This is a genomic window from Shewanella jiangmenensis (genome assembly GCF_018596335.1).
In the GTDB taxonomy this organism is placed as follows: domain Bacteria; phylum Pseudomonadota; class Gammaproteobacteria; order Enterobacterales; family Shewanellaceae; genus Shewanella; species Shewanella jiangmenensis.
Map to the genome: position 1 here is coordinate 124,288 of NZ_JAHEPS010000008.1, position 21,696 is coordinate 145,983.

The following is a 21,696-nucleotide window of genomic DNA, read 5'->3' on the forward strand; positions in this document are numbered from 1 at the left end:
CGCTGCCACGGCCGGAAAAAAGGTCGCAGATACTAGCCCCGTCGCCCGGCACATAAAAGCGCCAATGGCCCAAAGTCCGATCTGGCTAACAGTTTACTGCGCAGGGCTTTATCGCCCTGTTAGCCATAGTGGCATCAAGGTTACGCAGAGGTCGCCATTACCAATTCAATGCAACAAAGGTAACGAAAAGGCGCTCATTCCCCCGCTTATCGGTAAATTCCCCCCGCTCAGGGTTTCTCACTGTAGCGGGGGTTTTTGTTTGCCTATTCTGGCTCCAACAACAGCGATGCAGTCGCAACCCCATAAATTCACGGAGCCAACAATGGATAACGCACTCAATAAATTGGACAAACAGCTTTCAACGCAAAAACTCATCAATGGCGTGCTGCTTAGTGGCCTTGTCGCCCTCGGCGGATTGCAGCTGTATCAGGCGAGCGCCCCCAAGGTGTTTGATGAAATCTCGGTTGAGCGGATCAACATCATCGAAAAGAGCGGCTTTAACCGCATTGTGCTGGCCAACTCCGAGCGCTCTCCCGGGGTCGACAAATACGGCAAGGAAGTATGGCGCAGCGAAGAAGCCCGCCCGGGCATGATTTTCTATAACGACGAAGGCACTGAAAACGGCGGTTTTGTGTTCCGCGGCCACAAGAAAGACGGCCAGGTAGACCACGGCCTGCACATCAGCTTTGACCGCTACAACCAGGACCAAACCCTGATGATGCAGCACATAGAACAGGGCGATTATCAGCTGAGCGGCCTGACGGTGATGGACCGCAGCGACCAGGAAATGGACTTCGCCAGGGTGCGCGAATATCTGGCAGCGAGCAAAGCAGGCGACACAGCCACGGCCGAAGCCATTTACGCCCAGCTTGAGAAAGACAAGCAGCTTGGCACCTACCGCGCCTTTTACGGCACCCTCAATGGCGATGCCAAGTTGCAGCTGCACGACACCGATGGCAACAAACGCATCCAGATGGTCGTGACCGAAAGCGGCGAAGCCAAGCTGGAGTTCCTTGACGAAAAAGGTCAGGTTATACTCCGTCTTCCTGAAGGGACTAACTAATGGCAATGGCTAAGCTACTCAACATTCTGGCAATTTTTGCATTCTCACTGGCGGTGGCCTTTTACGCCGCCCTGCTGAGAACCGGCCCCGATGAGCCTTTGGTGGTGCATTTTGATGCCCCCATCTGGATTGCGCTGCAATCCTTTGTGGCCCAGTGGCTCACCCTCAAATGCTATCAGTTGCTGAGCAAAGGTCGGGGGCTCAGCCCGCGCCCGAGCCACTACATCAAGGTGTATCTGGTTTCTGCCATCGCCTTTGCCCTGCTGATGAGCATGGCCACCCTGCCCATCGAAATCGCCGCCGGTTTGCAGCATATCGATGGCTACCACCTGCTGCTGTCCATCGCCACCAATCTGGCGCTGCACCTGATGGTGGGCGGCGTTACTTTGGTGCTCAAGGTGCTGGACAACCACCAGCAGCAAGCCGTGGCGCTGGAGCGGGAGAAAAAGCTCGCCCTCGAACGTCAGGTTGCCCTGTTGCAGGCTCAGCTGGACCCGCACTTTTTATTCAATAATCTCAATGTATTGTCGGCGCTTATCAGTAAAGATCCGGACGAGGCCGAGGAGTTTCTGCACACCTTTTGCGATATCTACCGCTATGTGCTGGAAAACCGTGAACGGCCTTTGGTGCCGCTGCATCAGGAGCTCGATTTTGCCCGGGACTATATGGCGCTTTTGGATATTCGCTTCAATGGCGCCTATCGGCTTGAGCTGCCGGATTTCACCGAGGATGCCGCAGCGCTCAGTCAACTGCTGCCGCCCTGCACCTTGCAGTTAACCCTCGAAAATGCCGTGAAGCACAATCAGGGTGACAGCGCCGCGCCGCTGCCCATCAGGGTGCTGGTCTTCGAAGGCGAAATCCAAATCCGCAACCCGATGCGTGAAAAGGCCTTTAAACCGGCTTCCAGCGGCCTTGGGCTTGCCAATCTTTCCGCCCGCAGCCTGAGCCTGTGCGGCCGGGATATTCGGGTAACCAAAGACGATGGCGAGTTCTGTATTGCCATTCCATTGCAAAGCGCGGCGGCAGCAAAGGCACAAACCGCCACCACAACTCATACAACCACAACGCACACCGCCGCCTGACAGGCGGCCATCACACAGGGAGAAGGCGTGAAAATCCTGGTCATTGAAGACGAGCCGCTGGCAGCAGAGAAACTGATAGGCTACATCGAGCGCTATTTCGACGACGCCGAAGTGCTGGCAGTGCTGTCACGGGTGGATGAGGTGATTGGCTTCTTTGAGCAGCCACAGGGGATAGCGGCGCCTGAGCTGATATTTTCCGATGTGGAATTGCTGGATGGTCAGGTATTTACTGCCATGCAGGCGCTGGATTTGCCCTGCCCGGTGATATTTACCACCTCCTACGAGCAATACTGGATGCAGGCCTTTGCCAATCAGGGCATCGAATATCTGCTAAAGCCCTTTTCCTTTAAGCGTTTCAGCGAGGCCATGGCCAACTTCGAGCAGCTCAAACTGAGTCTCGCCGCCAGGACCGCTGTCAAAACCGGTAATTACAAGAGTCGGCTGCTGCTTAAAAAGGCCCAGGGGATGCACGTATTGCCGCTTACCGACGTGGCCTGTTTTCGCACCTCCGGCGGGGTGGTAATGGCCTGCGACACAAGCGGCGAGCACCATATGCTCACCTCAGGCTCCATCAACGAGCTGCAAACCCAGCTCGACCCTGAGGTGTTCTTTCGCATCAGCCGCAGCGACATGGTCAATATCAATTTTATCGAACGCTTTGAAAATTATGGCAAAGACACCCTGGCCGTGTATCTTTCCTGCCTCGATGAGCCGCTTATCACCAGCAAGACCCGCAGCGCCGAGTTCCGCCGCTGGCTGGATACCTGAGTGAACACCAGAGTGGATAGCTGAGTGGACAGCTGAGGCACGCACCCGCTAAAAAGCACAGTTACAGCAGCTTGAGTTCGATGCCGCGCAGCACGGCGCGGGTGCGGTCACGGGCCACCAGCTTGGTGAGAATGGACGACACCTGATTACGTATGGTGCCGCGGGACTTAAACAGCGCCGAGGCGATTTCCACATTGGAATATCCCGCCGCCATCAGTCGCAGTACGTCCAGCTCGCAGTCCGACAGCGGCGTAAAAGGCAGGTCACGATTGAGGGATTCAAGCTCGGCGCGGCTCACCACCCCAGCGGTGACTGCGGGTTGAATATGGCGCTTGCCTGCGGCGAGCTCAAGCACCGCGTCGGTGAGGCTCTGAAAGCTGATGTCTTTTCGCAAATATCCCTGCGCCCCCAGCCGCAAACTCTCCAGCACCAGCTCGTGCTCATCGAAGGTCGACAACATCAGCACCGGGATTGGCGCGCGGCCCGCCAGCCGCTCCTGCTCCCGCAGCAGCCTCAGCGCTTCAATGCCGGAAAGCCCCGGCATCCGCACATCCATGATCAGCACCTCGGCACGGCTGGCAGCAAGTAATTCGGCCAGCTGCAGCGCCGAGGTGGCGCGAGCGACCACCTCGATTTGCGGGTGAATGGCCAGCAGGCTGCACAGCCCTTCGAGCACCAACAGCTGGTCATCCACCACCATCACCCTCACCCCGGGCATCATGGGCTGCTCCCCCTGTACATTTACCATCATCACGCCTCCATCAGCATTAACCAATCAGCCTTGCTCAATCAGGCTTGCTCAATCAAGGGCAGCGGCAGACTGATGGTGAGGGTGAGCCCAAGGCCACAGGCGATATCGAGCGTGCCATCGAGCGCCTGGGCACGCTCGCGCATGCCTTTAAGACCATTGCCCGGCGTGATAGCCCTCAGCATGCTGCCGTTGTCGGCGGCCTGCCAATAGAGGCTGGTGTCATCGCGCCAGATTTCTATCCGGCACTCGCTGGCATCGCTGTGGCGGCGGATATTGGTCATGGCCTCCTGAGTGGCGCGCAGCAGCAGCTCGGCCACCGCCGTGTTGTCGCAGTGCACCCGCTCATCGATGGCCAGCACCACTCTGGGCTTGTCGATATCGTCGATAAGCGCCCGCAGGCTTTGACTTAAGTTAATGCCTGACAGACTGCGAATATCCGACACCGCCCGGCGCACATCGGCCATCAGATCTTCCGCGAGCCCCTTTGCCTTTTCGAGCTGGGCAGGCTGCGGCTGACCGCCGAGCTGACGCATCAGTTCGAGCTGTAAATTCAGCGCCGTGAGCCGATGGCCCATCATGTCGTGTAAATCGCGGGCAATGCGCAGCCGCTCGTCCCGCTTGGCGGTCTCGGCGAGCAGGGTCTGGGTGGCCTGCAGCTCCCGCAGCAGGCGTCGATTGGTCGCACTCGCCTCCTGCTCCTTGAGATTGGCCCAGGACAGGCGTAGCGAAAACAGGTTGTAGGCGCTGTAGAGCACGGCATTGATCCAGCCGTACTCAATCTCGGTAACCGCCACATAGGCAAGCGGCAGCGCAATCGCCACCGCGATACAGCGCCTGACCGACAGCACCTTCGGCAGATTGGTCATCAGAATTATGGTCAGAATCAGGATGATGCTGTTGGAGACTATCAGCAGCAACCCGAGCAGCGCCGGCACCTGCAAACGAAGCCGCGCCATGGCAGGCATGTCGATGGCATTCACATAGGCAAACGCCAGAATCAATACCGTCACCAGCAACATGGCAAGCCCGGGTGGCATGGCAAAGCGTAAGTCATTGCCCGCGGCGATATTGCTGAGGGTGTACCAGAGCACAGGCACGCACACCAAGAGCAGCAAAAAGGCGTGCGCCGGACTCTCGGCCGAGCCGCTCTTGTCGAGCGCGCGGCTAAACCAGGTTCTTGTTGCTGCATCCATGCCAGAATCCATCCCAAATCCCATCATCACTGCTCCAGATAAAGCCCCTTGCGCCCTTGCTTGTCAATGACCAACAAGTAGGAACGTCCGAGCGACCCATCGCAGACATCCACCGGAATATCATTGACTTCGATGGTGCCTGCGCAGTTTTGCAACTGATAGCGGCCCTTGAGTTCGCCCCGCGCCAGAGCGAATCTTTGCTCGCCCACCCTGACATTCACCCCATCGGCGGCAAACAGCCGCAGCGAAAACTCGCTGTTCACGTCGCGCCGCTCCTGAGCAAACACCGACACATTGAAAGGCCCATCTCCCTGCCAGGCGAGAAAGTGATAACGCACGTCCCGCTTCACCTTGAGCGCCGCCTTGGCACTCAGCGTCTGATTGGGCACGGCGCCATAGACACTGATGCGCTCTTCGGCATTCACCTCGTGGCGAATGGTTTCGGCCGGATGGCCGGGCAGCAGGGTCTTGTAGTGGTACTTGGGGTTGGACGGGTCGCGCTCCTTGCCGTCCCAATCGGCGTTGGAGATATGAAACGCCACCTCATGATTGGTGGCATTGATAAGCTGATAATCATTTTTGAAGTAACTGCTGCCAAAGTTGCTGGTTTCCAGCGATTCGCTGTTACAACCACACAGGGGCAAGAGCAGTAGCAGATAAGCGGCTTTCATGGTTCCCTCCGGATTTGCCGATAAGCTTGGGCCAGCTTAGGCGGTATCCCGCCCCGAAACATGTGTCAGTTGTCACTATCGACCGCAAACTTGGCAAATATCCGTGGGCGGGTTAGATTACAAAGCCTTTTGGATAACATACTGAAAAATAAGCCAGGAAGGCCCATGAAAACGAAGCTGTCTAAACTGAAAATAGCTGCCGCTACCTCTGCCCTGTTCCCCTTGTTTGTGGCCGCCGCCGAGCCAGCGCTGCCGCAAACCGCTGAAGCCTGGGCCACTACCGCCAGAGCCGACATCGAAGCCGCGTATCAAATCACCCGCGACAACCACCCCGGTATGTTCGACCCGCTCAATCCCGGCTTCGGCGCCCAGCTCGACAAGGCACGCAACGATGCACTGGCATTAACTCCCAAAGTGACCGATGCCAGCAGCTATGTCGCCGCCATCGGCCGTTTCAGCACTGGCCTTCAGGATGGCCACGCCGGTGCCTACGCCAACATTGAAGATGCGGACGTCCCGCAAACCCGCTGGCCCGGTTTCAATACCGTCTGGCGCGGCGATGCCCTGTGGGTGTCGTACAGTACCCTGCCTGAGCTTAAGCGCGGCGATAAGGTGCTGGGCTGTGATGGCAAATCCATCGATACACTGTTTGATGAGCGGGTATTTCAATTTCAGGGGCAAAAAAACCAGCCGGGCCATAAGTGGAGCTTTGGCCACCGGGTGCTCGCGGACTATAGCAATCCTTTTATTGCCCCTTTGGAGCGCTGCGAGTTTGATACCGCCAGGGGTAAGTTAAGCCTCAAACTTAACTGGTCAGTGCGGCCGGAAGCGGCACTCGAGGCACTGCAGGCCGATTACAACGGCGATCGTCTGCCGGTGGGGCTGAGTTGGCATAAGGATATTGCCTGGGTAGCCCTGCCCACCTTTATGCCGGATGAAAATGATACTGCCGCCTATGACAAGCTGGTGAGTGAACTCACGGCGCAGCGCGGCAAACTCCAACAGGCAAAAGCCATAGTGCTCGACCTGCGCCACAATCAGGGCGGCTCCTCTTTATGGAGTGAGCGTGTCGCCAAGGCATTGTGGGGCGAAGGCCGGGTGTTACGCCGGCTTGAGGCAAAGGGTGCCGCCACCGTAGTCTGGTGGCGGGCATCAGCCGGTAATACCGAATATGTGAAAGGTATCGTTAAAGAGCTCCAGAGCAAGGGCCAGACAGAGTACCTGCCGTATTTCACCGAGGCCGCCAACGGCATGGCGGCTTCACTCAAGCAAAACGAGCCCTTTTTCAAACAAAAAGATGAAGTTGCGGCAATGAGCATTGCCGATGCCATGAAGGAGCTGCCCGGGGATATCTCACCGCTGACAACCGCAGTGATTGCGCTGGTGCCGGGCCAATGCGCCAGCGCCTGTCTGGATGCACTGGATACCTTCAAGCTGTTTGACAATACAAGGCTATTTGGCGCGCCAAGCAGCGCCGACTCCAGCTACATGGATATCCGCACCGAGGCGTTTCCATCTGGCCTTGGGGCGGTGATCATTCCCAACAAGATGTATGTCAACCGCAGCCGCGGCAACGGCGAATACTACGCCCCCGACCTGCCTTACAACGGCCTGGATTGGTCAACCGAGGCGCTACTGCAGGCTATTCGCCACAAGCTTTAACGCAAACAACGTTCATCTTAGAAGCATTCACTGACAAGCAGAATACTCCCCGGCGACAGCATCAATGCCAGCGCCAGAGGCGCTGAAGCCGAGCCAGATCCAGGCCCGAGCCGGGGAGTATCTTTATCCGCTGAGTTAAGCCTCACCGTCAGTTCAGTGGCACAAAAATGTCGGTGATAAGGTCACATTCATCCACCTGATGCACAAAATTCAGGTACTCGAAAAACAGCGGCGCTTCGCGCACAGTCTCACCGCTTTGGGGCAGCCAGTCGCGGAAAAGGCCGTAAATGCTGGCATCCATGGTGGCGTGGCTGCCGAGGTGGCGGATAACGGCGTAGCGACCACCAGCGATTTCACCATTCTCCACGCCCTGGGGATTGGCCGGCACGGGCGCTTTAACACTGCCCGCCACTTTAAAGCGAAAGTCCTGGGCTGGCATGGTGGCCGGATCGCCATTGGGAATACCAAAGGTGCGCGAGCTGGCAATGGGCGACAGCCCGGTTTGCTTACGCCATTCGATAAAGCGCGCACTGGTGTCCAGCACCCGCGCCGGATTGCCCTTGTGTTCCAGCCAGGCCACGGCCAGGCTTGCCATCTCAATCAGTTTTATGTCCATATTGGTTCCTGTTAACCCTTGCCGGGGCACTTTGATACTGTCCATAACCGAGTGCAACTGCGCCCAGTCAGGTGTCTGTCGAAATGCCGAAGGGCTCAGGCCAAGCTCGCGCTTAAAGGCACGACTGAAAGCCTCGGCGCTATCGAACCCAGCCTCCAGCGCAATATCGAGCACCCGCATGGAATGCTCGAATCCGAGCCGAAACGACGCCCGCTTGAGCCGCTGCAGCTGCACAAAACGCCCCAGCGGAATGCCAAGCCCGGCCGCAAACAGTCGATGAAAGTGAAACCGCGACAAGTGCCCCACCCGACTTAAGCTGTCGAGGCTCAAATCCTCATCCAGATGACGACCTATGTAGTCGCACACCCGCGCAAGCCTGGGGTCGAGCCCTGTGGGTAAGGTCGCCGCCAGGGCTCGTTCAAGCTCTGAGCTTATCTCTGATGACATCTCTTTTTGCTTCACTCTCTTGGTTTCGCTTTCTTCTTTCAGCCCATCCCTTTCATTCAGGGAGTCACATTTCAACGGCCCTAGTGTGCCAAACCCCAATCACAGCTGCCTGACCGATATTGCTGAATTTAACAGTTGAGTTGAGAGACTGAATTCGATGCCTGAATTAACTGGCTGAGTTAACCCACTAAGTATCACGAAAGGGGCTTTTGCTCGCCAAAATCACATCAAGGCAGCAGTCAGGCTGGGCAATTGCAGCTGGGCGACCAGCCTTCCCACCAAGTCACAGCCAAATTCAAGCCGGAACCTGCTTACTTATGTGGATTTTGTGTGGATTTTGCTGCATATCAGCCCCGAATTCACTGGCAAACAACAAGGATTCACTTTAGGATCAAGCGGCACACCTGAGCGCTGCATTTGTGGTCATTATTCAACGGAGTATACAAACCCATGGGGATCAGAGCCGTCATTGTGGACACCGCCGGTACCACCACAGATCTCAACTTTATTCAGAATACCTTATTCCCTTACTCCGCCAAGGTGATGGTCGAGTTTCTGACCGAGCAGCAGCATAACCCTCTGGTGGATTATTGCATGAGCGATGTGCGCGATATTGCGCTCGAGCCCGATGCCGATGTAGCCCGCGTGGCCGAGATTTTGGTGCAGTGGATTGCCGAAGACCGCAAGGTAACGCCACTCAAAACCCTGCAGGGCCTGATTTGGAAGCAAGGCTACGGCAAGGGTGAGTTCAAGGGCCATATTTTCCCGGATTTTATCGAAGCCATTAAGCGCTACCGCGCCCAGGGCCTGCGGGTGTACAGCTTTTCTTCCGGTTCAGTCGATGCGCAAAAACTGCTGTTTGGTCACAGCGATGGCGGCGATCTGACCGAGCTGTTCAACGGTCACTTTGATACCCGCACCGGCAACAAGCTCGATAAGCAAGCCTATTCTAACGTGATTAACACCATCAGTCTGACCCCAAGACAAATCCTGTTTGTGTCGGATTTGGTTGATGAACTCAAGGCCGCCGAAGCGGCAGGCATGATCACCTGCCAGATGGTGCGCAGCCCCGGCATTCGCACCGGCAAATACCGTATTGTGCAAAGCTTTGACGAATTGACCTTCGAATAAGCTGCCATAACGCGAAAACGCGCCGCCGGACGGTGCGTTTTTTGTTTGTCCGAGCGCGATGGCCGGTGTCTGTGTTTTTAAGGTCTGTGTTTAAGGTCTGTGTTTAAGGTGACTGGGGAGCCGGAAATGTCAGATAACAATGCCACTTTTGTGTGCCAGGTGAGTGTGGCCTGGGGAGAGATGGATGCATTGGCTCACGTCAATAACGTGGCCTATTTCCGTTATTTTGAAACCGCCCGCATCGCCTTTTTCGAGAAATATTATCCGCTTGAGCAGCTGTACCGCGCGGGCTGCGGCCCGGTGATCAGCGAAAATCAGGCCAGATACAAGCGCGCCGTGACTTACCCTGACACCCTTAGCATCAGCGTGTCGGTTTCCAAGGTTCACAGCGACCGCTTTACCCTTGAATACGAGATTTTCAGTGACAACCAACAGGCCGTTACCACCACAGGCAGCTCAGTGGCCGTGATGTTTGATTTCAGGCAACAACGCAAAGCCGATATGCCAGAGGACCTGTACAAGCTGCTAAAAAATATACAACAAATCGAACCCTGACAACTTGTGATTGTCTCACCCTTGATTACACTTGGTTTATTGTCACCCAGATGGCAAAAACACTATAACAAAACAACAAATTGAAACTTTGATATTGTGGCGACACCCATGAAATCCAAATTTGCGCATATTCTCGGTAGCATGCTGGTGCTGGGGCTTCTGGCCTCACCCGCAGCCATTGCAGCAACCAAAACCAAAGAAAAACCGGTTCAGGAACTGGCCTCCTACAGCGCGGTATTGGTCGATACCAAAACCAATGAGGTGCTGTATTCGAGCAATCCCAATCTGGTGGTGCCCATCGCCTCGGTGACCAAGCTGATGACCGCCATGGTGACATTGGATGCCAAGCTGCCGATGAAAGAAACCATCGACATCACCATTCGCGATAATCCGCACATGAAGGGCGTGTATTCCCGCGTGCGCCTTGGCAGCACCTTAAGCCGCGAAAACGCCATGCTGCTGACTTTGATGTCGTCCGAAAACCGCGCCGCCACCAGCCTGGCGCACCATTATCCGGGCGGCTACAAGGCCTTTATCAAAGCCATGAATGCCAAAGCCAAAGCCCTTGGCATGAAGAACACCCGCTTTGTCGAACCCACAGGCCTCAGTGAGAAAAACGTCTCGACCGCCAATGATTTGGTGAAGCTGCTGAAGGCAGCCGACAGGTACCCGCTGATTGGCAAATTAAGCTCAACCCCCAACAAAGACATGACCTTCGGTAAGCCGCGCTACAGCCTGGCATTCAACAACACCAACCGCCTGACCAAAAAGGCCGACTGGGATATTGAACTGTCCAAAACCGGCTTTACCGACGAAGCCGGCCACTGTCTGGTGATGCTGACCAAGATGGCCCGTCGCAGCGTGGCCTTCGTAGTGCTCGACTCTTACGGCAAACAAAGCCATATTGGTGATGCCAGCCGCCTGCGCAAGTGGCTCGAAACCGGTAAAGTCAGCCCGGTACCGGCCGAAGCCAAGAGCTACAAAAAACAGCGCGCCAGAGAACGCAGTAAAGCATGATGCCTGAAATTATCCACCAGCAGGATCAGCAGGTGTTTTTGCTCAGCCGGGACGGCGCCGAGGCCAGGCTCGAATATCGCCGTCACGGTGATGATGTCGATTTCAGCCGCACCTTTGTGCCACCCGAGCTGCGTGGGCAGGGCCTTGCAGAACATTTGGTCCGACATGGATTGTCATGGGCAAAACAGCAGGGATTAGCAGTCAGTGCCAGTTGCTGGTACGTTCAGAAGTTCCTCTGACCCTTTGAAGGATGCTACGGAATGCCAACCCTTGTCGTCGCCGCCACTGACTTTGTAACCAGTCGCTGGGACGGTGGCAGTACCACTCAGCTGATGATAGCCCCCAAAGGCAGTTCGCTTGCCGCGCGGGACTTTGACTTTCGCATCAGCTGCGCCCGGGTCGAGCAATCCGGCCCCTTCAGTGACTTCAGTGGCTACGACCGGCTGCTGCTGATCCTGAATGGCCAACTTTCCCTCATCCATAATGGCAATACCTTTACCCTGTCTGACGAGTCTGAGGCCTGGCATTTTGCCGGTGCTGAACGGGTGGATGCGACGTTGCTGTCGCATCATGTAGATGATTTCAATCTGTTTGTTCGTCCGGGTGTGATGAAAACGGCGCAAAGGTTGGCACTCGGTGCCCAGCGTGGCTGGCATCAGGCCAAACAGCCGGGCGCCGGGGTATATGGCGCGCTGCTGCTGCGCGGCGAAGTGCAGACCAGTGAACACCGGCTCGATGAACACAGCCCGCTCATCCTCTCATCCACTGCGCTCGCCATCACGGCTGAAACCGATGCCAGGTTCATCGCCTTTGCCGTGGGCTGCACAAGTCCGCTCTAGGCTGAGCAAGCCAATTCTAAGCTGCGCAAGCCCAATCCGCGTTGGATCCGCTCGGCTCTCGTGCTAATCCGCGTAACGGCGGATTTGCCAGAATTTCTGCTGCCAGTAGCTGTTGCTGAGACTGGAAATAATCACCCCGGAACTGGTGGAGGCGTGCACAAAGCGATCGCCACCAAGTGACACGCCCACATGGCGGTTATTGCGGCCGGTCTTGAAAAAGATGAGGTCCCCCGGACGCTGCTGACCGCGAGACACCGCCTTGCCGCCGGTTAACTGCTCGTTTACCGTGCGCGGCAGGCTCACCCCGGCCAAGTCCCGATACACCATCAGCGTAAAGCCCGAGCAATCGATGCCGCGCTTACTCATGCCGCCAAGGCGGTACGGTACCCCTTCCCACTGTTTGAACAGTGTCAGCAATCTGGGCTCGGATAAGGGCGTGGCAACGGCGACCGGAGGCGGCGCAGGCTCTGGCTCAGGCTTTGAGCTGCAGGCCGCAAGCCAGAGCGCCAGCAGCATCATACAGAAAAGTCGCAGTGCTACACGGGGCCGCTGCAGCGCCGCAAACGTCCGGTTGGGATGAGAGTAACGCATCCGTTATTTTTTAGGTCTGAAGGGTTTGATGACGGCCTCGTCACATTCAAGGTACGGCCCGTCCATCAGGTCAATACAATAAGGAATGGCGGGAAACACCGCATCCAGGCACTCGCGGATAGACTTGGGCTTGCCGGGCAGGTTGACTATCAGGGTATCGTCCCTGAGGCCGGCAGTCTGGCGCGACAAAATCGCGGTGGGGACAAATTTTAACGACTCGGCCCGCATCAGCTCGCCAAAGCCCGGCATCATTCTGTGGCACACGGCTTCTGTTGCTTCCGGAGTCACATCACGCTTGGCCGGGCCTGTGCCACCTGTGGTTACCACCAAACAGCATTGCTCGTTATCGGCAAGGTCAATCAGGGTCGCTTCAATTTGATCCTGCTCATCGGGAATAAGGCGGTACACCGCTTCCCACTCGCTGGTGAGATAAGCGGTGAGGGTGTCGATAATGGCTTGTCCGGAGAGGTCTTCGTAAATGCCCTGGCTGGCACGATCGCTGACAGTGACTATCCCAATTCTGGCTTTGGCCATGTGAGCTTCCTTTATGGCTGGAGAGCGCCGGATTACGGCTAATTGATTCTCCCCTAAAATACCATAAATGTCTTCTCACCAAAGCCTTAACCGCAAAGAAGGCGACCGGGCTCAAATTATCACTGCTCAGCCAACTCCAGGGTGTTCTCCAGCAGAATTAAAAAGTCATCCTGTTGCTGCTCGATAAAGCTCCAGTCCTGCTCCCGCGCCGCCTGCTCCATGTCGCGGGCCGACTTTGCCAGCGCCTTCATCGACAGGTTGCCCGCCGCCCCCTTTATGGAGTGAGCCGCGTTACGCACAGCAACCACATTCCGCTGCGCCATCGCACTGACAAAAGCGTCCCGATGCACCGCCATCTCCTCACGGAATACCAGCAATATGTCCTGCAGCAGCTCTGCATCACCGGACAGCATTTTCAGCGCCTGCTCCCGGTCAAACAGCACCTCCTGCACCGACTCTGTTGGTGAGGCAGCGCCCTTTATCATGCCAGCGCCGTCGACGGCCGACACATATTGGCTCAAGACTTTGGCCACGGCATCAATGTCCAGTGGCTTGGCGATGTAATCTGTCATACCGGCCGCCAGGCACTGTTCACGGTCGCCCTTCATGGCATTGGCGGTCATGGCGATAATGGGTATATCACGATATTTGGCCCCGGCATCCCCGGCACGAATGGCGGTTGTTGCCTGATAACCATCCATTTCCGGCATCAGGCAATCCATTAAAATCAGGTCATAATCCGCCTGCTGCAGGGTCGCAAGCCCTTCGAGGCCGTTGTTGGCGACATCCACAGTTTCAAGGCCGAGGTTTTTAAGCATGCCCAAAGCCACCAGCTGATTAACCTTGTTATCTTCAACCAGCAGCAAACGCACCTTGGCCTGAAAATGCGCCGTAAGCTTTTTGCCGCCAGTCTGCGGCGCGCTGTCACCGCCGCTCAAAAGCTCGGATAAGCGCTGAATTTGTACCGGCCGACAGAGCAGATTAGCGCCCGCGATAACCGCTTCGGGCAAATCGAGCATCTGCCGGTGCGAAATAATGGCAATGGCATGCAGCTTGTTGTCTTGGCCAAATCGCTCAAGCCAGCCAAGCTCGTCCCGCACCTGACTCAAGTGCGCCGGCACGGAATACAGAAAGTAGTCTCCCTCATCCAGATGGTAGCTCTTGGCATTTTTAGGGTGCCCATCCACTGACTTAAGCTCCATTTGCCAGGCTCCCAGCAGATCCATCAGCATTCGCTCAGATGCACCAAGCTCACCGCCGAGCAGCACCCGGTGATGGGCCAGCGCCGGCGGCCAGTTGTTGTCGACGCTGGTGTCGGCCTGCAGCAGCACGTTGAAACTGAAGGTACTGCCGATGGAGGGGACACTCAGCACCCGAATATCGCCGCCCATCAGCTCGCACAATCGCTTGGCAATCGACAGCCCAAGGCCGGTGCCACCAAAGTGACGGGTGGTGGACGAATCGGCCTGGGTAAAGGGGCTGAAGAGCTGCTCAAGCTTGTCTTTGGCAATACCGATACCCGTGTCTTCAATGCTGACCTCAAGGCGCAGCGAATGGGATGATTCCACCAGCAGCTGTACCCGGATGGCTATCCAGCCTATTTCGGTAAATTTAATCGCGTTGCCGACCAGATTTATCAGGATTTGACGGATGCGGCTGGGGTCGCCCTTAACCCAGCGCTGATGTACGCCGGACACATCCAGCAGCAGTTTAAGCCCCTTATCTTCGGCGCGGATTGCCAGCGGCTGCAGGAAATCGTCGAGCAGCTTAATCAAATCAAAGGAGATTTCTTCTATCTCAAGCTTACCGGATTCGATTTTGGAGAAATCCAGAATGTCGTTCAGCAGCGCCAGCAAGGAGCCGGCACTGGAGGATGCAAGCGAGACATAATGATGCTGCTGCGACGACAGCTCGGTCTCATCCAGTAACGACAAAATACCCAGCACGCCGTTCATGGGGGTGCGGATTTCGTGGCTCATACAGGCAAGAAAGTCCGCCTTGGACCTAGCGGCCGCTTCGGCCTTTTCCCGCGCATCCATCAGTGCCCAGTTATTGAACTCAAGCTCCTGGGCATAGCCTTCAATTTTGCGCTCGTTGATTTTTATCCGGCTTAAATCTTCGATACAGGCAAAAAAGCCAATGACTTTTTCCTCTTCATCAAAATCAGGAACATAGGTTGCCTGAAAGTAACAAAGCTCGCTGTCAAACCCCTCCTGCTCCATTTCAAACTGTTGGATATTGCCTGCAAGCGCCTGTTCAAGATGCGGATTAACCACCCGCTCAATATCAGGTGGCAGTATGTCTGCCACCAAATGACCAAGCACCTCGTCCGGCTCCTTATCAAGCCACTGTAAGTAACGACGATTGACAAACCGATAGCAGCGACCGGCATCGATATAGGCCAGCATCACCGGAATAACGTCAGTAACATTGTCGATATAGCGGCGGGAGTGGGCCAACTCTTTGGCCTGTGCAATACGCTGCAGAATCGAATCGTTGTAGCTGTCGACCAGCAGCCCCAGCTCATCGGTACTCGCTGATTCAATTGGGTGCTGCGGATCGGCAACAATCTGGCGGCGGATGCGGTTGATTGGCCCCAAGAGCACCCGCTGCTGTACCAGCGTGTTAATGGCAAGCAGCAGCAAGAAGCTGATTATCTGAATCGCCATCACCTCAATCAGGTTTGAGCGCGCCGCCTGCTCAAGCTCCACCGTGCTGTAGGCAACATAAACCACATACGGGCGGAGCCGCTGCTTTTCTTCAGATATCAGGTGAATGAGTTCAAATTGATGCACCAGTCCGTCGTTACTCTGATAAGTTTGTTGCCGCTTACGCTTCAACACGTCATTGGCACGCTGCAGCACCTCATCACCGTACACTGACACCACACTGCGGCCCACATGCTGACTATGACTGTCGGCCACTATGGTATCACCCAGCATCAGACTCATCTGCTGGATAGAGTCTTTGGTTGCCAACGCCGCCAATACCCGCTGCGCATCAGCCTGAGCAGCACGCGCCTCTAATGCCAGATTAAGGCTGCTCACCAAATCCAGCATTTCATGGTGCACCTGATTGGCGATTTGCTCGCGCATGTTAGCGCGGTAGTAAAACCCGACAAGCACAGTCACCACAGCAGCCATCAGCACCGTTGCCATATTGAGCTTATAGCCGAGGCTTTGACGGCCCTTGCCCGGCAACCCTACCATTCATCGACCTCCGGAAACGTCGAACATGCCGATGACATGGCTGCAGTCGCCTTCGACGGCATCGATATGCTTAAGCGTGGTACACACAGAGCGGGCCATGTTTTCAAGCTTGCTGACATCATCAAACATCTTTTGCTGATCTGCTGTATTGAGCAGGTACAAATCATTGATGGCGGCCTGAAACTCATCCGGCGAAATGCCCTCACGCTGTGCCATCATGGCGATGGCCTCTTCAGGTTGTGCCTGAAAATAATCCAGCGCCTTTTGCCATGCCCGTCTGAGCCTGGGAACAAAGTCAGGCTGCGTGGCAAGGATGTCAGCATCGATTGAAATGGTATCGAGAATTTCACCCGGAATTTCACGGGTGGTAAAGATAAGGTGGCTATGGGACTCCTTGAGAATGGCAAACGAGTAAGGCGGATACGACACCATAGCAACTATCTCACCTGACTCCAGCATGCGTCCGCCATCGCCCTGCTCAACGTTAATTACTTTGACATCATCCAAACTCATGCCATTGGCCGCAAGCGCGCGGTTTAACACGTAGATCCCGAGCGAGCTCACTTCACAGCCAACGGTTTTACCCTTGAGCGACTTCACATCAGGCAAATTGCTGTGGGCGAGGATAACATCGCCGCCGTTGGAATAGTCTGCCGCCAATACCACCTTTACCGGCTTGCCGCCAAGCGCCTCAACCTGCACAGCTTCAATCATGGTGCTGGTGAATCCGCTTACCCGTCCGGAAAGGTAGGCCCGCTGCGCGTCAGACAAAGTGGCGACCTGCGCCAGCTCAATATTCAGCCCCTCTTCCGCTAGAAAGCCCTTTTGGCTGGCGAGATACAAGATTTCATAGCCAGGCCAGGGATTAATCGCCAGTACCACCTTGGGTGGCGGCGAATCGCTGCAACCGCCAAGCAGAAGCAGTAACAAAGCAAGAATGACAGGTTTTATCATGGGGTATTCCTCTATTCCTGAGGCGAGGTTTTAGGCTTGATGGCGCTGGTTTCAGCACGGCAGCAAATTACATGGTTACGTCCCTGGGCTTTGGCCTTGTAAACACCATCATCCGCCATCACCAACAGATGGGAAAAGTCGGCGTTATAGGGGCTGGCCTCAACCAAACCAAAACTGGCGGTTACATGCAGCCCCTCAGGTTCCAGCCGCTCCACCTGCTGGCGCAATTGCTCCATTTTCTGCGCGGCAACATCGAGCGGACACTCGAGCAAAATCACGAACTCTTCACCGCCAAGCCGTGCCACCACGTCTTCACGGCGGGTATTGCTCTCAAGCAGCTTGGCGACCTTGGTGAGCACCTTGTCCCCGGTCAAATGGCCGTGGGCGTCGTTGATTTTTTTGAAGTGATCTATATCGATAAGCACCACAGTCAACGGCGTGCGATGGCGCACCACCCGCGCGAGGCGCTGACGGGCGCTTTCAACCAGGAAATGACGGTTATACAGGCCGGTGAGTTGGTCGTGCAGCGCCATATGCTGCAGCTTGTCGCGCTGCTGTTTGAGCTGAATGTGGGCGGAAACACGGGCGCGAACTATGGCGGGGCGAATAGGCTTGGTGATGTAATCCACGGCGCCGAGCTGCAGGCCGTGCTGCTCGTCATCGTCCGAGTCTTTACCTGTGACAAAAATAACGGGAATTTCAGCCGTCATCGGGTCGGCTTTGAGGGCTTTGCACACCTGATAGCCATCGAGATCGGGCATGACCACATCCAGCAAAATAAGGTCTGGCTGTGGCTCTGTCCGTGCAAGCTTCAGGCACTGCGCCCCGCTGATCGCTTCCCGGACGTTGTACAATCCCTTGAGGCATTGCCCGATAACCAGCAGGTTGGTTCTGACATCATCCACAATCAGAACGGTATAAGGTTCCATCATATTGGCTGCCCACTTCCGATCCCAAGCCGAATCGCTTCCGTCTCAAAAGTGTAGCAGCAGAAAAAAAACGTGACGGATAAAGTCCTTATTTATCGCGAGCTAGAGAGTGAATTAGCCCTTGCGTCTTATACGGCTTCGCCAGCGGCAAAGCCAGAGCTCCAGGCCCACTGGAAGTTATAGCCGCCAAGCCAGCCGGTCACATCCATCACCTCACCGACAAAGTAAAGCCCGGGGCAGCGCTTGGCTTCCATGGTTTTGGACGACAGCTCATCGGTATCCACCCCGCCCAGGGTAACCTCGGCGGTGCGGTAACCTTCTGTGCCGCCCGGTGCCAATTGCCAGTTGCCAAGATACGCGGCAATGCTGTCCACTTCCGTTTTGCCAAGTTGGTTGAGGTTTTTGTCGGGCAAGTCGCCAAGCTCAATCAAGCGCTCGACCAGACGCTTCGGCAACAGCCGTGATAGTGCGTTCTTGAGTGACAATTTGGGTGATTCTGCATTGATTGTTTTGTACCACTGTACAAAGTCGATACCCGGCAGCAAGTCGAAACTGACGGATTCGCCGGGTTTCCAGAACGACGAAATTTGTAGCACCGCCGGCCCGGATACACCCCGGTGGGTAAAGAGCAAGGCTTCACTGAATGACTGGCCACAGGATGCCGTCACAGTCACCGGCAGACTGATACCGGCGAGGCACTCGAATTTTTCCTTGTCGTCTGGCTGCAGGGTAAAAGGCACCAAGCCAGCCGACGTTGGCAGTACCTTCAAGCCGAATTGCTGGGCAATGCGGTAACCAAAAGGCGTGGCGCCAAGCTTGGGCATAGACAAACCGCCGGTGGCAATCACCAGTGAATCACAGCGGTATTCGCCGGCGCTGGTCGCCAGCACAAAGCCCTGATCGGATTTTTCTACTGAGGTTATTTCGGTACGCAGCTGAACTTTCACCCCGGCCCAGTCGCACTCTGTCGTCAGCATCTGCACTATGTCTTTGGCCGAGTCGTCACAAAACAGCTGCCCGAGCGTTTTTTCATGGAAGGCGATACCGTGGCGCTCCACCATGCCGATAAAATCCCACTGGGTGTAACGGGCGAGCGCCGACTTCACGAAATGGGGATTGGAGCACAAGTAGGCCGATGGCAGCGTTTGCTGGTTGGTAAAATTACAACGGCCGCCACCGCTTATCAGGATTTTGCGCCCCAGCTGCTTGGCGTTATCAAGCACCAGCACATCGCGGCCGCGGTAACCTGCGGTAAGCGCACACATCAGCCCGGCTGCGCCTGCGCCTATGATAATGACCTGATGATACTGACTGGCTGACATCCGCCCTGACTCCCGGACATAAAAAAAGGATGCCAATTCTAGCATCCTTTTTTGTCCGACCCAGCGCTTTTACTCGGCAAGAAGCCGGTTTATTCGGTTGGGGCGGTTTCGGATTTTTTCTCACGGGCGAGCAATTCTTTGGCCGCATCCAGCGGCGATTTGCCCAGATACAGCACAGCGTGAATTTGCTCGGTAATGGGCATTTCGACCCCGAGACGTTTGGCGAGGGTATAAACCTCTTTGGTGTTGCGATAACCTTCGACCACCTGGCCAATCTCGGCCTGGGCGGTATCGACATCGCAACCCTTGCCCAGCGCCAGACCAAAACGGCGATTGCGCGACTGGTTATCAGTGCAGGTCAGCACCAGGTCGCCAAGGCCGGCCATGCCCATAAAGGTCGCCTGCTGGGCGCCGAGGGCTTCGCCAAGTCGGCTGAGTTCCACCAAACCACGGGTGATAAGCGCAGTACGGGCATTGGCACCAAAACCTATGCCGTCGCTCATACCGGCGCCGATGGCAATCACGTTTTTAACTGCGCCGCCAAGTTGCAGGCCAATGAAATCATCATTGGCATACACCCTCAGGCGTTTGGGACTGTGGAGCAGCTCCACCAGTTCGCTGGTGAAGGTTGCATCCGTGCCGGCCACAGAAATTGCCGTTGGCAGTCCGGCGGCAAGCTCTTTGGCAAAGGTCGGGCCCGAAAGCACGGCCAACGGGAAGGCATCGCCCAGTACATCGCGTGCCACATCCTGCAGCAAACGGCCGGTTTCAGGCTCAAGCCCCTTGGTGGCCCACACAATACGGGAGTCGGCACGCAGCAAAGGTTTGGCCTGCTGCAATACATCGCCAAACACGTGGCTTGGCACCACCACCAGAATGTTGCGTGATGCCGCCAGCGCCCTGCCCAAATCGGCTTCAAGGATCAGGCAGTCGGGAAAGGCAATCCCGGGCAAAAACGCCTGATTGCTGCGATCGCTGGCGAGCTTGGCAACATGGGATGCATCGTGGCCCCACAGCAGGGTGCGATGACCGTTGCTGGCCAGAGAAATGGCAAGGGCGGTGCCATAGGAGCCCGCCCCCAATACCGTGATATCGGCAGTATCTTTCATTGCGTGTTACGCGTTGGCTTCTTCAGGCTGCGCGGTCTGAGCGGCAGCAGCGCGCTGTTGCACATACTGGGCAAACAGAGCATCGAAGTTAACCGGCGCCAGGTTCAGCTGTGGGAAAGTACCACGGGCTACCAGGCTGGCCACAGTTTCGCGGGCATACGGGAACAGGATGTTAGGGCAGTAGGCACCCAGTGAGTGGGCCAGTTGTGGCTCAGTCAGACCACCGATGTGGAAAATACCGGCTTGCTGAACTTCACACAGGAAAGCAGTTTCAGCGCCGTTTTGGGCAGTTACAGTCAGTGACAGTACCACTTCAAATACGTCATCAGCCAACTTGGTGCTGCGGGTATCCAGATCCAGCTTAACTTCAGGGCTCCACTCTTTTTGGAACACGGCTGGGCTGTTTGGAGTTTCGAACGACACATCCTTGGTGTAAATGCGTTGAATGTTGAACTGTGGGGCTTGTTGTTCGTTATTTGCTACTTCAGCCATAATTTCCTACCTATCAATAAGTTGTGTCGGCTTTTTTAAGCCTGTTTTTATGGGCTGGGCTATTGAGGCCGCAAGTGGATCTCAGTACCGTCCCGGTTCAGATCTTGCCAGCTAAAAAAACTTCAAAAGCCCTTTGCCGACCAAAGAGTTGGGATGCCCTCAGGCATCCCCGCTGTGGCTACACTGCAAAATCCACCACAGGATTGCAACGCTTTATTTTCAGCGCTTTGACTGCACCGGCAAATTGGCAGCCTGCCAATCACCCATACCGCCCTTGAGGCTGTAAACCTGCTCAAAGCCCTGAGCAACCAGCAGCTGAGCGGCCTGACCAGACGTCATGCCAGCGTTGCACACCAATATAATGGGGCTCTTGCGGGCACTTTCAAGGGAAGAAATCTGATTATTTTTGATCTCTGACATGGTCAGGTTCACGGCGCCGACAATGTGGCCTTTGCGAAACTCTTCTTTGGCCCGCACATCCACCACTTTGGCGTTTTCTTTGTTCACCAGCTGAACCAGTTCCTGGGTGCTGACGTTTTTCACCTTGGAAGTCATTGACTTGATGGTGGTGATAACCAGTGCCACAAACAGACCCAGCCAGGCCAGGCTGAGCATGGGATTCGCCCTGAAAAACTCGATGTATTCTTGCATGATATTCCGTCTGGTTGGAGACCTGAAACTTTGTGGGCTGAGAGTATACCACCAACACACCACAATGCAGCAAATTGGCCCCGGATTCACGCGCGCGCCGCGCTTACCGC

The 21,696-nt window shown here is 55.9% G+C and carries 22 protein-coding genes; 9 read left to right on the forward strand and 13 right to left on the reverse strand.

Annotation, left to right across the window (positions count from 1 at the left end):
- Window positions 1–322: 322 nt before the first annotated feature.
- The 3 genes from KJI95_RS16870 to KJI95_RS16880 are packed head-to-tail and all read left to right on the forward strand — an operon-like array spanning window position 323 to window position 2,913.
- The gene (locus tag KJI95_RS16870; protein ID WP_214508367.1) at window positions 323–1,063 is read left to right on the forward strand and encodes a hypothetical protein; all 741 of its coding nucleotides are present in this window, start codon (window positions 323–325) and stop codon (window positions 1,061–1,063) included.
- Between the two features lie 5 nt (window positions 1,064–1,068).
- Window positions 1,069–2,145 carry a sensor histidine kinase gene (locus KJI95_RS16875; protein ID WP_214508368.1) on the forward strand — a complete coding sequence of 359 codons (1,077 nt, stop codon included), beginning with the start codon at window positions 1,069–1,071 and terminating at the stop codon, window positions 2,143–2,145.
- 27 nt (window positions 2,146–2,172) lie between these two features.
- Window positions 2,173–2,913, forward strand: coding sequence for a LytR/AlgR family response regulator transcription factor (locus tag KJI95_RS16880; protein WP_214508369.1), 741 nt, complete (start codon window positions 2,173–2,175; stop codon window positions 2,911–2,913).
- 61 nt (window positions 2,914–2,974) lie between these two features.
- Here the strand turns inward: KJI95_RS16880 and KJI95_RS16885 are convergent, their stop codons facing one another.
- From KJI95_RS16885 to KJI95_RS16895, 3 genes are read right to left on the reverse strand one after another with little or no spacing between them, the layout of a single operon-like run.
- Entirely contained in the window at window positions 2,975–3,664 is a 690-nt protein-coding gene (locus KJI95_RS16885; protein WP_250885912.1) for a response regulator transcription factor, read from the reverse strand.
- A gap of 38 nt (window positions 3,665–3,702) precedes the next feature.
- The gene (locus KJI95_RS16890) at window positions 3,703–4,884 is read right to left on the reverse strand and encodes a sensor histidine kinase (protein WP_214508370.1); all 1,182 of its coding nucleotides are present in this window, start codon (window positions 4,882–4,884) and stop codon (window positions 3,703–3,705) included.
- Complete coding sequence (locus KJI95_RS16895) at window positions 4,884–5,528, reverse strand: hypothetical protein (RefSeq protein WP_214508371.1); 645 nt, start codon at window positions 5,526–5,528, stop codon at window positions 4,884–4,886. Before KJI95_RS16895 ends, KJI95_RS16890 begins: the two co-directional genes overlap by 1 nt.
- Window positions 5,529–5,693: 165 nt before the next feature.
- Between KJI95_RS16895 and KJI95_RS16900 the strand changes: the two genes are divergently transcribed.
- Window positions 5,694–7,190 carry a S41 family peptidase gene (locus tag KJI95_RS16900; protein WP_214508372.1) on the forward strand — a complete coding sequence of 499 codons (1,497 nt, stop codon included), beginning with the start codon at window positions 5,694–5,696 and terminating at the stop codon, window positions 7,188–7,190.
- A gap of 148 nt (window positions 7,191–7,338) precedes the next feature.
- Here KJI95_RS16900 and KJI95_RS16905 read toward each other — a convergent pair whose 3' ends face one another.
- Window positions 7,339–8,253, reverse strand: a complete 915-nt coding sequence (locus KJI95_RS16905) for an AraC family transcriptional regulator (RefSeq protein WP_250885913.1) — start codon at window positions 8,251–8,253, stop codon at window positions 7,339–7,341.
- A gap of 450 nt (window positions 8,254–8,703) precedes the next feature.
- Between KJI95_RS16905 and mtnC the strand changes: the two genes are divergently transcribed.
- From mtnC to KJI95_RS16930, 5 genes are all read left to right on the forward strand, one after another.
- Window positions 8,704–9,384 carry an acireductone synthase gene (gene mtnC, locus KJI95_RS16910; RefSeq protein WP_214508373.1) on the forward strand — a complete coding sequence of 227 codons (681 nt, stop codon included), beginning with the start codon at window positions 8,704–8,706 and terminating at the stop codon, window positions 9,382–9,384.
- Between the two features lie 126 nt (window positions 9,385–9,510).
- Complete coding sequence (locus KJI95_RS16915; protein WP_214508374.1) at window positions 9,511–9,939, forward strand: acyl-CoA thioesterase; 429 nt, start codon at window positions 9,511–9,513, stop codon at window positions 9,937–9,939.
- Window positions 9,940–10,047: 108 nt separating this feature from the next.
- On the forward strand, window positions 10,048–10,956 hold the full coding sequence (gene pbpG / locus KJI95_RS16920; RefSeq protein ID WP_214508375.1) for a D-alanyl-D-alanine endopeptidase: 909 nt from the start codon (window positions 10,048–10,050) through the stop codon (window positions 10,954–10,956).
- Window positions 10,956–11,195 (forward strand): GNAT family N-acetyltransferase, encoded by a 240-nt coding sequence (locus tag KJI95_RS16925; protein ID WP_214508400.1) that lies wholly within the window; start codon window positions 10,956–10,958, stop codon window positions 11,193–11,195. The genes pbpG and KJI95_RS16925 overlap by 1 nt, the downstream gene beginning before the upstream one ends.
- A gap of 21 nt (window positions 11,196–11,216) precedes the next feature.
- The gene (locus tag KJI95_RS16930) at window positions 11,217–11,795 is read left to right on the forward strand and encodes a HutD family protein (RefSeq protein WP_214508376.1); all 579 of its coding nucleotides are present in this window, start codon (window positions 11,217–11,219) and stop codon (window positions 11,793–11,795) included.
- Between the two features lie 63 nt (window positions 11,796–11,858).
- Here KJI95_RS16930 and KJI95_RS16935 read toward each other — a convergent pair whose 3' ends face one another.
- The 9 genes from KJI95_RS16935 to KJI95_RS16975 all read right to left on the reverse strand — a co-directional run bounded on the left by KJI95_RS16935 (window position 11,859) and on the right by KJI95_RS16975 (window position 21,586).
- Window positions 11,859–12,386, reverse strand: a complete 528-nt coding sequence (locus KJI95_RS16935; protein WP_250885914.1) for an NlpC/P60 family protein — start codon at window positions 12,384–12,386, stop codon at window positions 11,859–11,861.
- Between the two features lie 3 nt (window positions 12,387–12,389).
- Window positions 12,390–12,920, reverse strand: a complete 531-nt coding sequence (mog, locus tag KJI95_RS16940; protein WP_214508377.1) for a molybdopterin adenylyltransferase — start codon at window positions 12,918–12,920, stop codon at window positions 12,390–12,392.
- Between the two features lie 119 nt (window positions 12,921–13,039).
- Window positions 13,040–16,129 (reverse strand): ATP-binding protein, encoded by a 3,090-nt coding sequence (locus KJI95_RS16945; RefSeq protein ID WP_214508378.1) that lies wholly within the window; start codon window positions 16,127–16,129, stop codon window positions 13,040–13,042.
- A complete protein-coding gene (locus KJI95_RS16950) occupies window positions 16,130–17,083 on the reverse strand; it encodes an ABC transporter substrate-binding protein (RefSeq protein ID WP_214508379.1) in 954 nt (317 codons plus the stop codon).
- A gap of 11 nt (window positions 17,084–17,094) precedes the next feature.
- Window positions 17,095–18,015, reverse strand: a complete 921-nt coding sequence (locus KJI95_RS16955) for a GGDEF domain-containing response regulator (protein WP_214508380.1) — start codon at window positions 18,013–18,015, stop codon at window positions 17,095–17,097.
- Between the two features lie 125 nt (window positions 18,016–18,140).
- Window positions 18,141–19,334: a BaiN/RdsA family NAD(P)/FAD-dependent oxidoreductase gene (locus tag KJI95_RS16960; protein WP_214508381.1), complete on the reverse strand. Its 1,194-nt coding sequence runs from the start codon at window positions 19,332–19,334 to the stop codon at window positions 18,141–18,143.
- Window positions 19,335–19,423: 89 nt separating this feature from the next.
- Window positions 19,424–20,443 carry an NAD(P)H-dependent glycerol-3-phosphate dehydrogenase gene (gene gpsA / locus KJI95_RS16965; protein ID WP_214508382.1) on the reverse strand — a complete coding sequence of 340 codons (1,020 nt, stop codon included), beginning with the start codon at window positions 20,441–20,443 and terminating at the stop codon, window positions 19,424–19,426.
- A 6-nt stretch (window positions 20,444–20,449) separates the two neighbouring features.
- Window positions 20,450–20,935 (reverse strand): protein-export chaperone SecB, encoded by a 486-nt coding sequence (gene secB, locus KJI95_RS16970; protein ID WP_214508383.1) that lies wholly within the window; start codon window positions 20,933–20,935, stop codon window positions 20,450–20,452.
- Between the two features lie 219 nt (window positions 20,936–21,154).
- The gene (locus tag KJI95_RS16975; RefSeq protein ID WP_214508384.1) at window positions 21,155–21,586 is read right to left on the reverse strand and encodes a rhodanese-like domain-containing protein; all 432 of its coding nucleotides are present in this window, start codon (window positions 21,584–21,586) and stop codon (window positions 21,155–21,157) included.
- Window positions 21,587–21,696: the final 110 nt, after the last annotated feature.

Coding starts and splice junctions, on each gene's coding strand:
- KJI95_RS16945 (WP_214508378.1), bottom strand. CDS start 16,129: ATGGTAGGGTTGCCGGGCAAGGGCCGTCAAAGCCTCGGCTATAAGCTC.
- KJI95_RS16890 (WP_214508370.1), bottom strand. CDS start 4,884: ATGATGGGATTTGGGATGGATTCTGGCATGGATGCAGCAACAAGAACC.
- KJI95_RS16915 (WP_214508374.1), top strand. CDS start 9,511: ATGTCAGATAACAATGCCACTTTTGTGTGCCAGGTGAGTGTGGCCTGG.
- KJI95_RS16905 (WP_250885913.1), bottom strand. CDS start 8,253: ATGTCATCAGAGATAAGCTCAGAGCTTGAACGAGCCCTGGCGGCGACC.
- KJI95_RS16950 (WP_214508379.1), bottom strand. CDS start 17,083: ATGATAAAACCTGTCATTCTTGCTTTGTTACTGCTTCTGCTTGGCGGT.
- KJI95_RS16975 (WP_214508384.1), bottom strand. CDS start 21,586: ATGCAAGAATACATCGAGTTTTTCAGGGCGAATCCCATGCTCAGCCTG.
- KJI95_RS16885 (WP_250885912.1), bottom strand. CDS start 3,664: ATGATGGTAAATGTACAGGGGGAGCAGCCCATGATGCCCGGGGTGAGG.
- KJI95_RS16870 (WP_214508367.1), top strand. CDS start 323: ATGGATAACGCACTCAATAAATTGGACAAACAGCTTTCAACGCAAAAA.
- KJI95_RS16875 (WP_214508368.1), top strand. CDS start 1,069: ATGGCTAAGCTACTCAACATTCTGGCAATTTTTGCATTCTCACTGGCG.
- mtnC (WP_214508373.1), top strand. CDS start 8,704: ATGGGGATCAGAGCCGTCATTGTGGACACCGCCGGTACCACCACAGAT.
- secB (WP_214508383.1), bottom strand. CDS start 20,935: ATGGCTGAAGTAGCAAATAACGAACAACAAGCCCCACAGTTCAACATT.
- mog (WP_214508377.1), bottom strand. CDS start 12,920: ATGGCCAAAGCCAGAATTGGGATAGTCACTGTCAGCGATCGTGCCAGC.
- KJI95_RS16930 (WP_214508376.1), top strand. CDS start 11,217: ATGCCAACCCTTGTCGTCGCCGCCACTGACTTTGTAACCAGTCGCTGG.
- KJI95_RS16900 (WP_214508372.1), top strand. CDS start 5,694: ATGAAAACGAAGCTGTCTAAACTGAAAATAGCTGCCGCTACCTCTGCC.
- pbpG (WP_214508375.1), top strand. CDS start 10,048: ATGAAATCCAAATTTGCGCATATTCTCGGTAGCATGCTGGTGCTGGGG.
- gpsA (WP_214508382.1), bottom strand. CDS start 20,443: ATGAAAGATACTGCCGATATCACGGTATTGGGGGCGGGCTCCTATGGC.
- KJI95_RS16955 (WP_214508380.1), bottom strand. CDS start 18,015: ATGATGGAACCTTATACCGTTCTGATTGTGGATGATGTCAGAACCAAC.
- KJI95_RS16895 (WP_214508371.1), bottom strand. CDS start 5,528: ATGAAAGCCGCTTATCTGCTACTGCTCTTGCCCCTGTGTGGTTGTAAC.
- KJI95_RS16925 (WP_214508400.1), top strand. CDS start 10,956: ATGCCTGAAATTATCCACCAGCAGGATCAGCAGGTGTTTTTGCTCAGC.
- KJI95_RS16935 (WP_250885914.1), bottom strand. CDS start 12,386: ATGCGTTACTCTCATCCCAACCGGACGTTTGCGGCGCTGCAGCGGCCC.
- KJI95_RS16960 (WP_214508381.1), bottom strand. CDS start 19,334: ATGTCAGCCAGTCAGTATCATCAGGTCATTATCATAGGCGCAGGCGCA.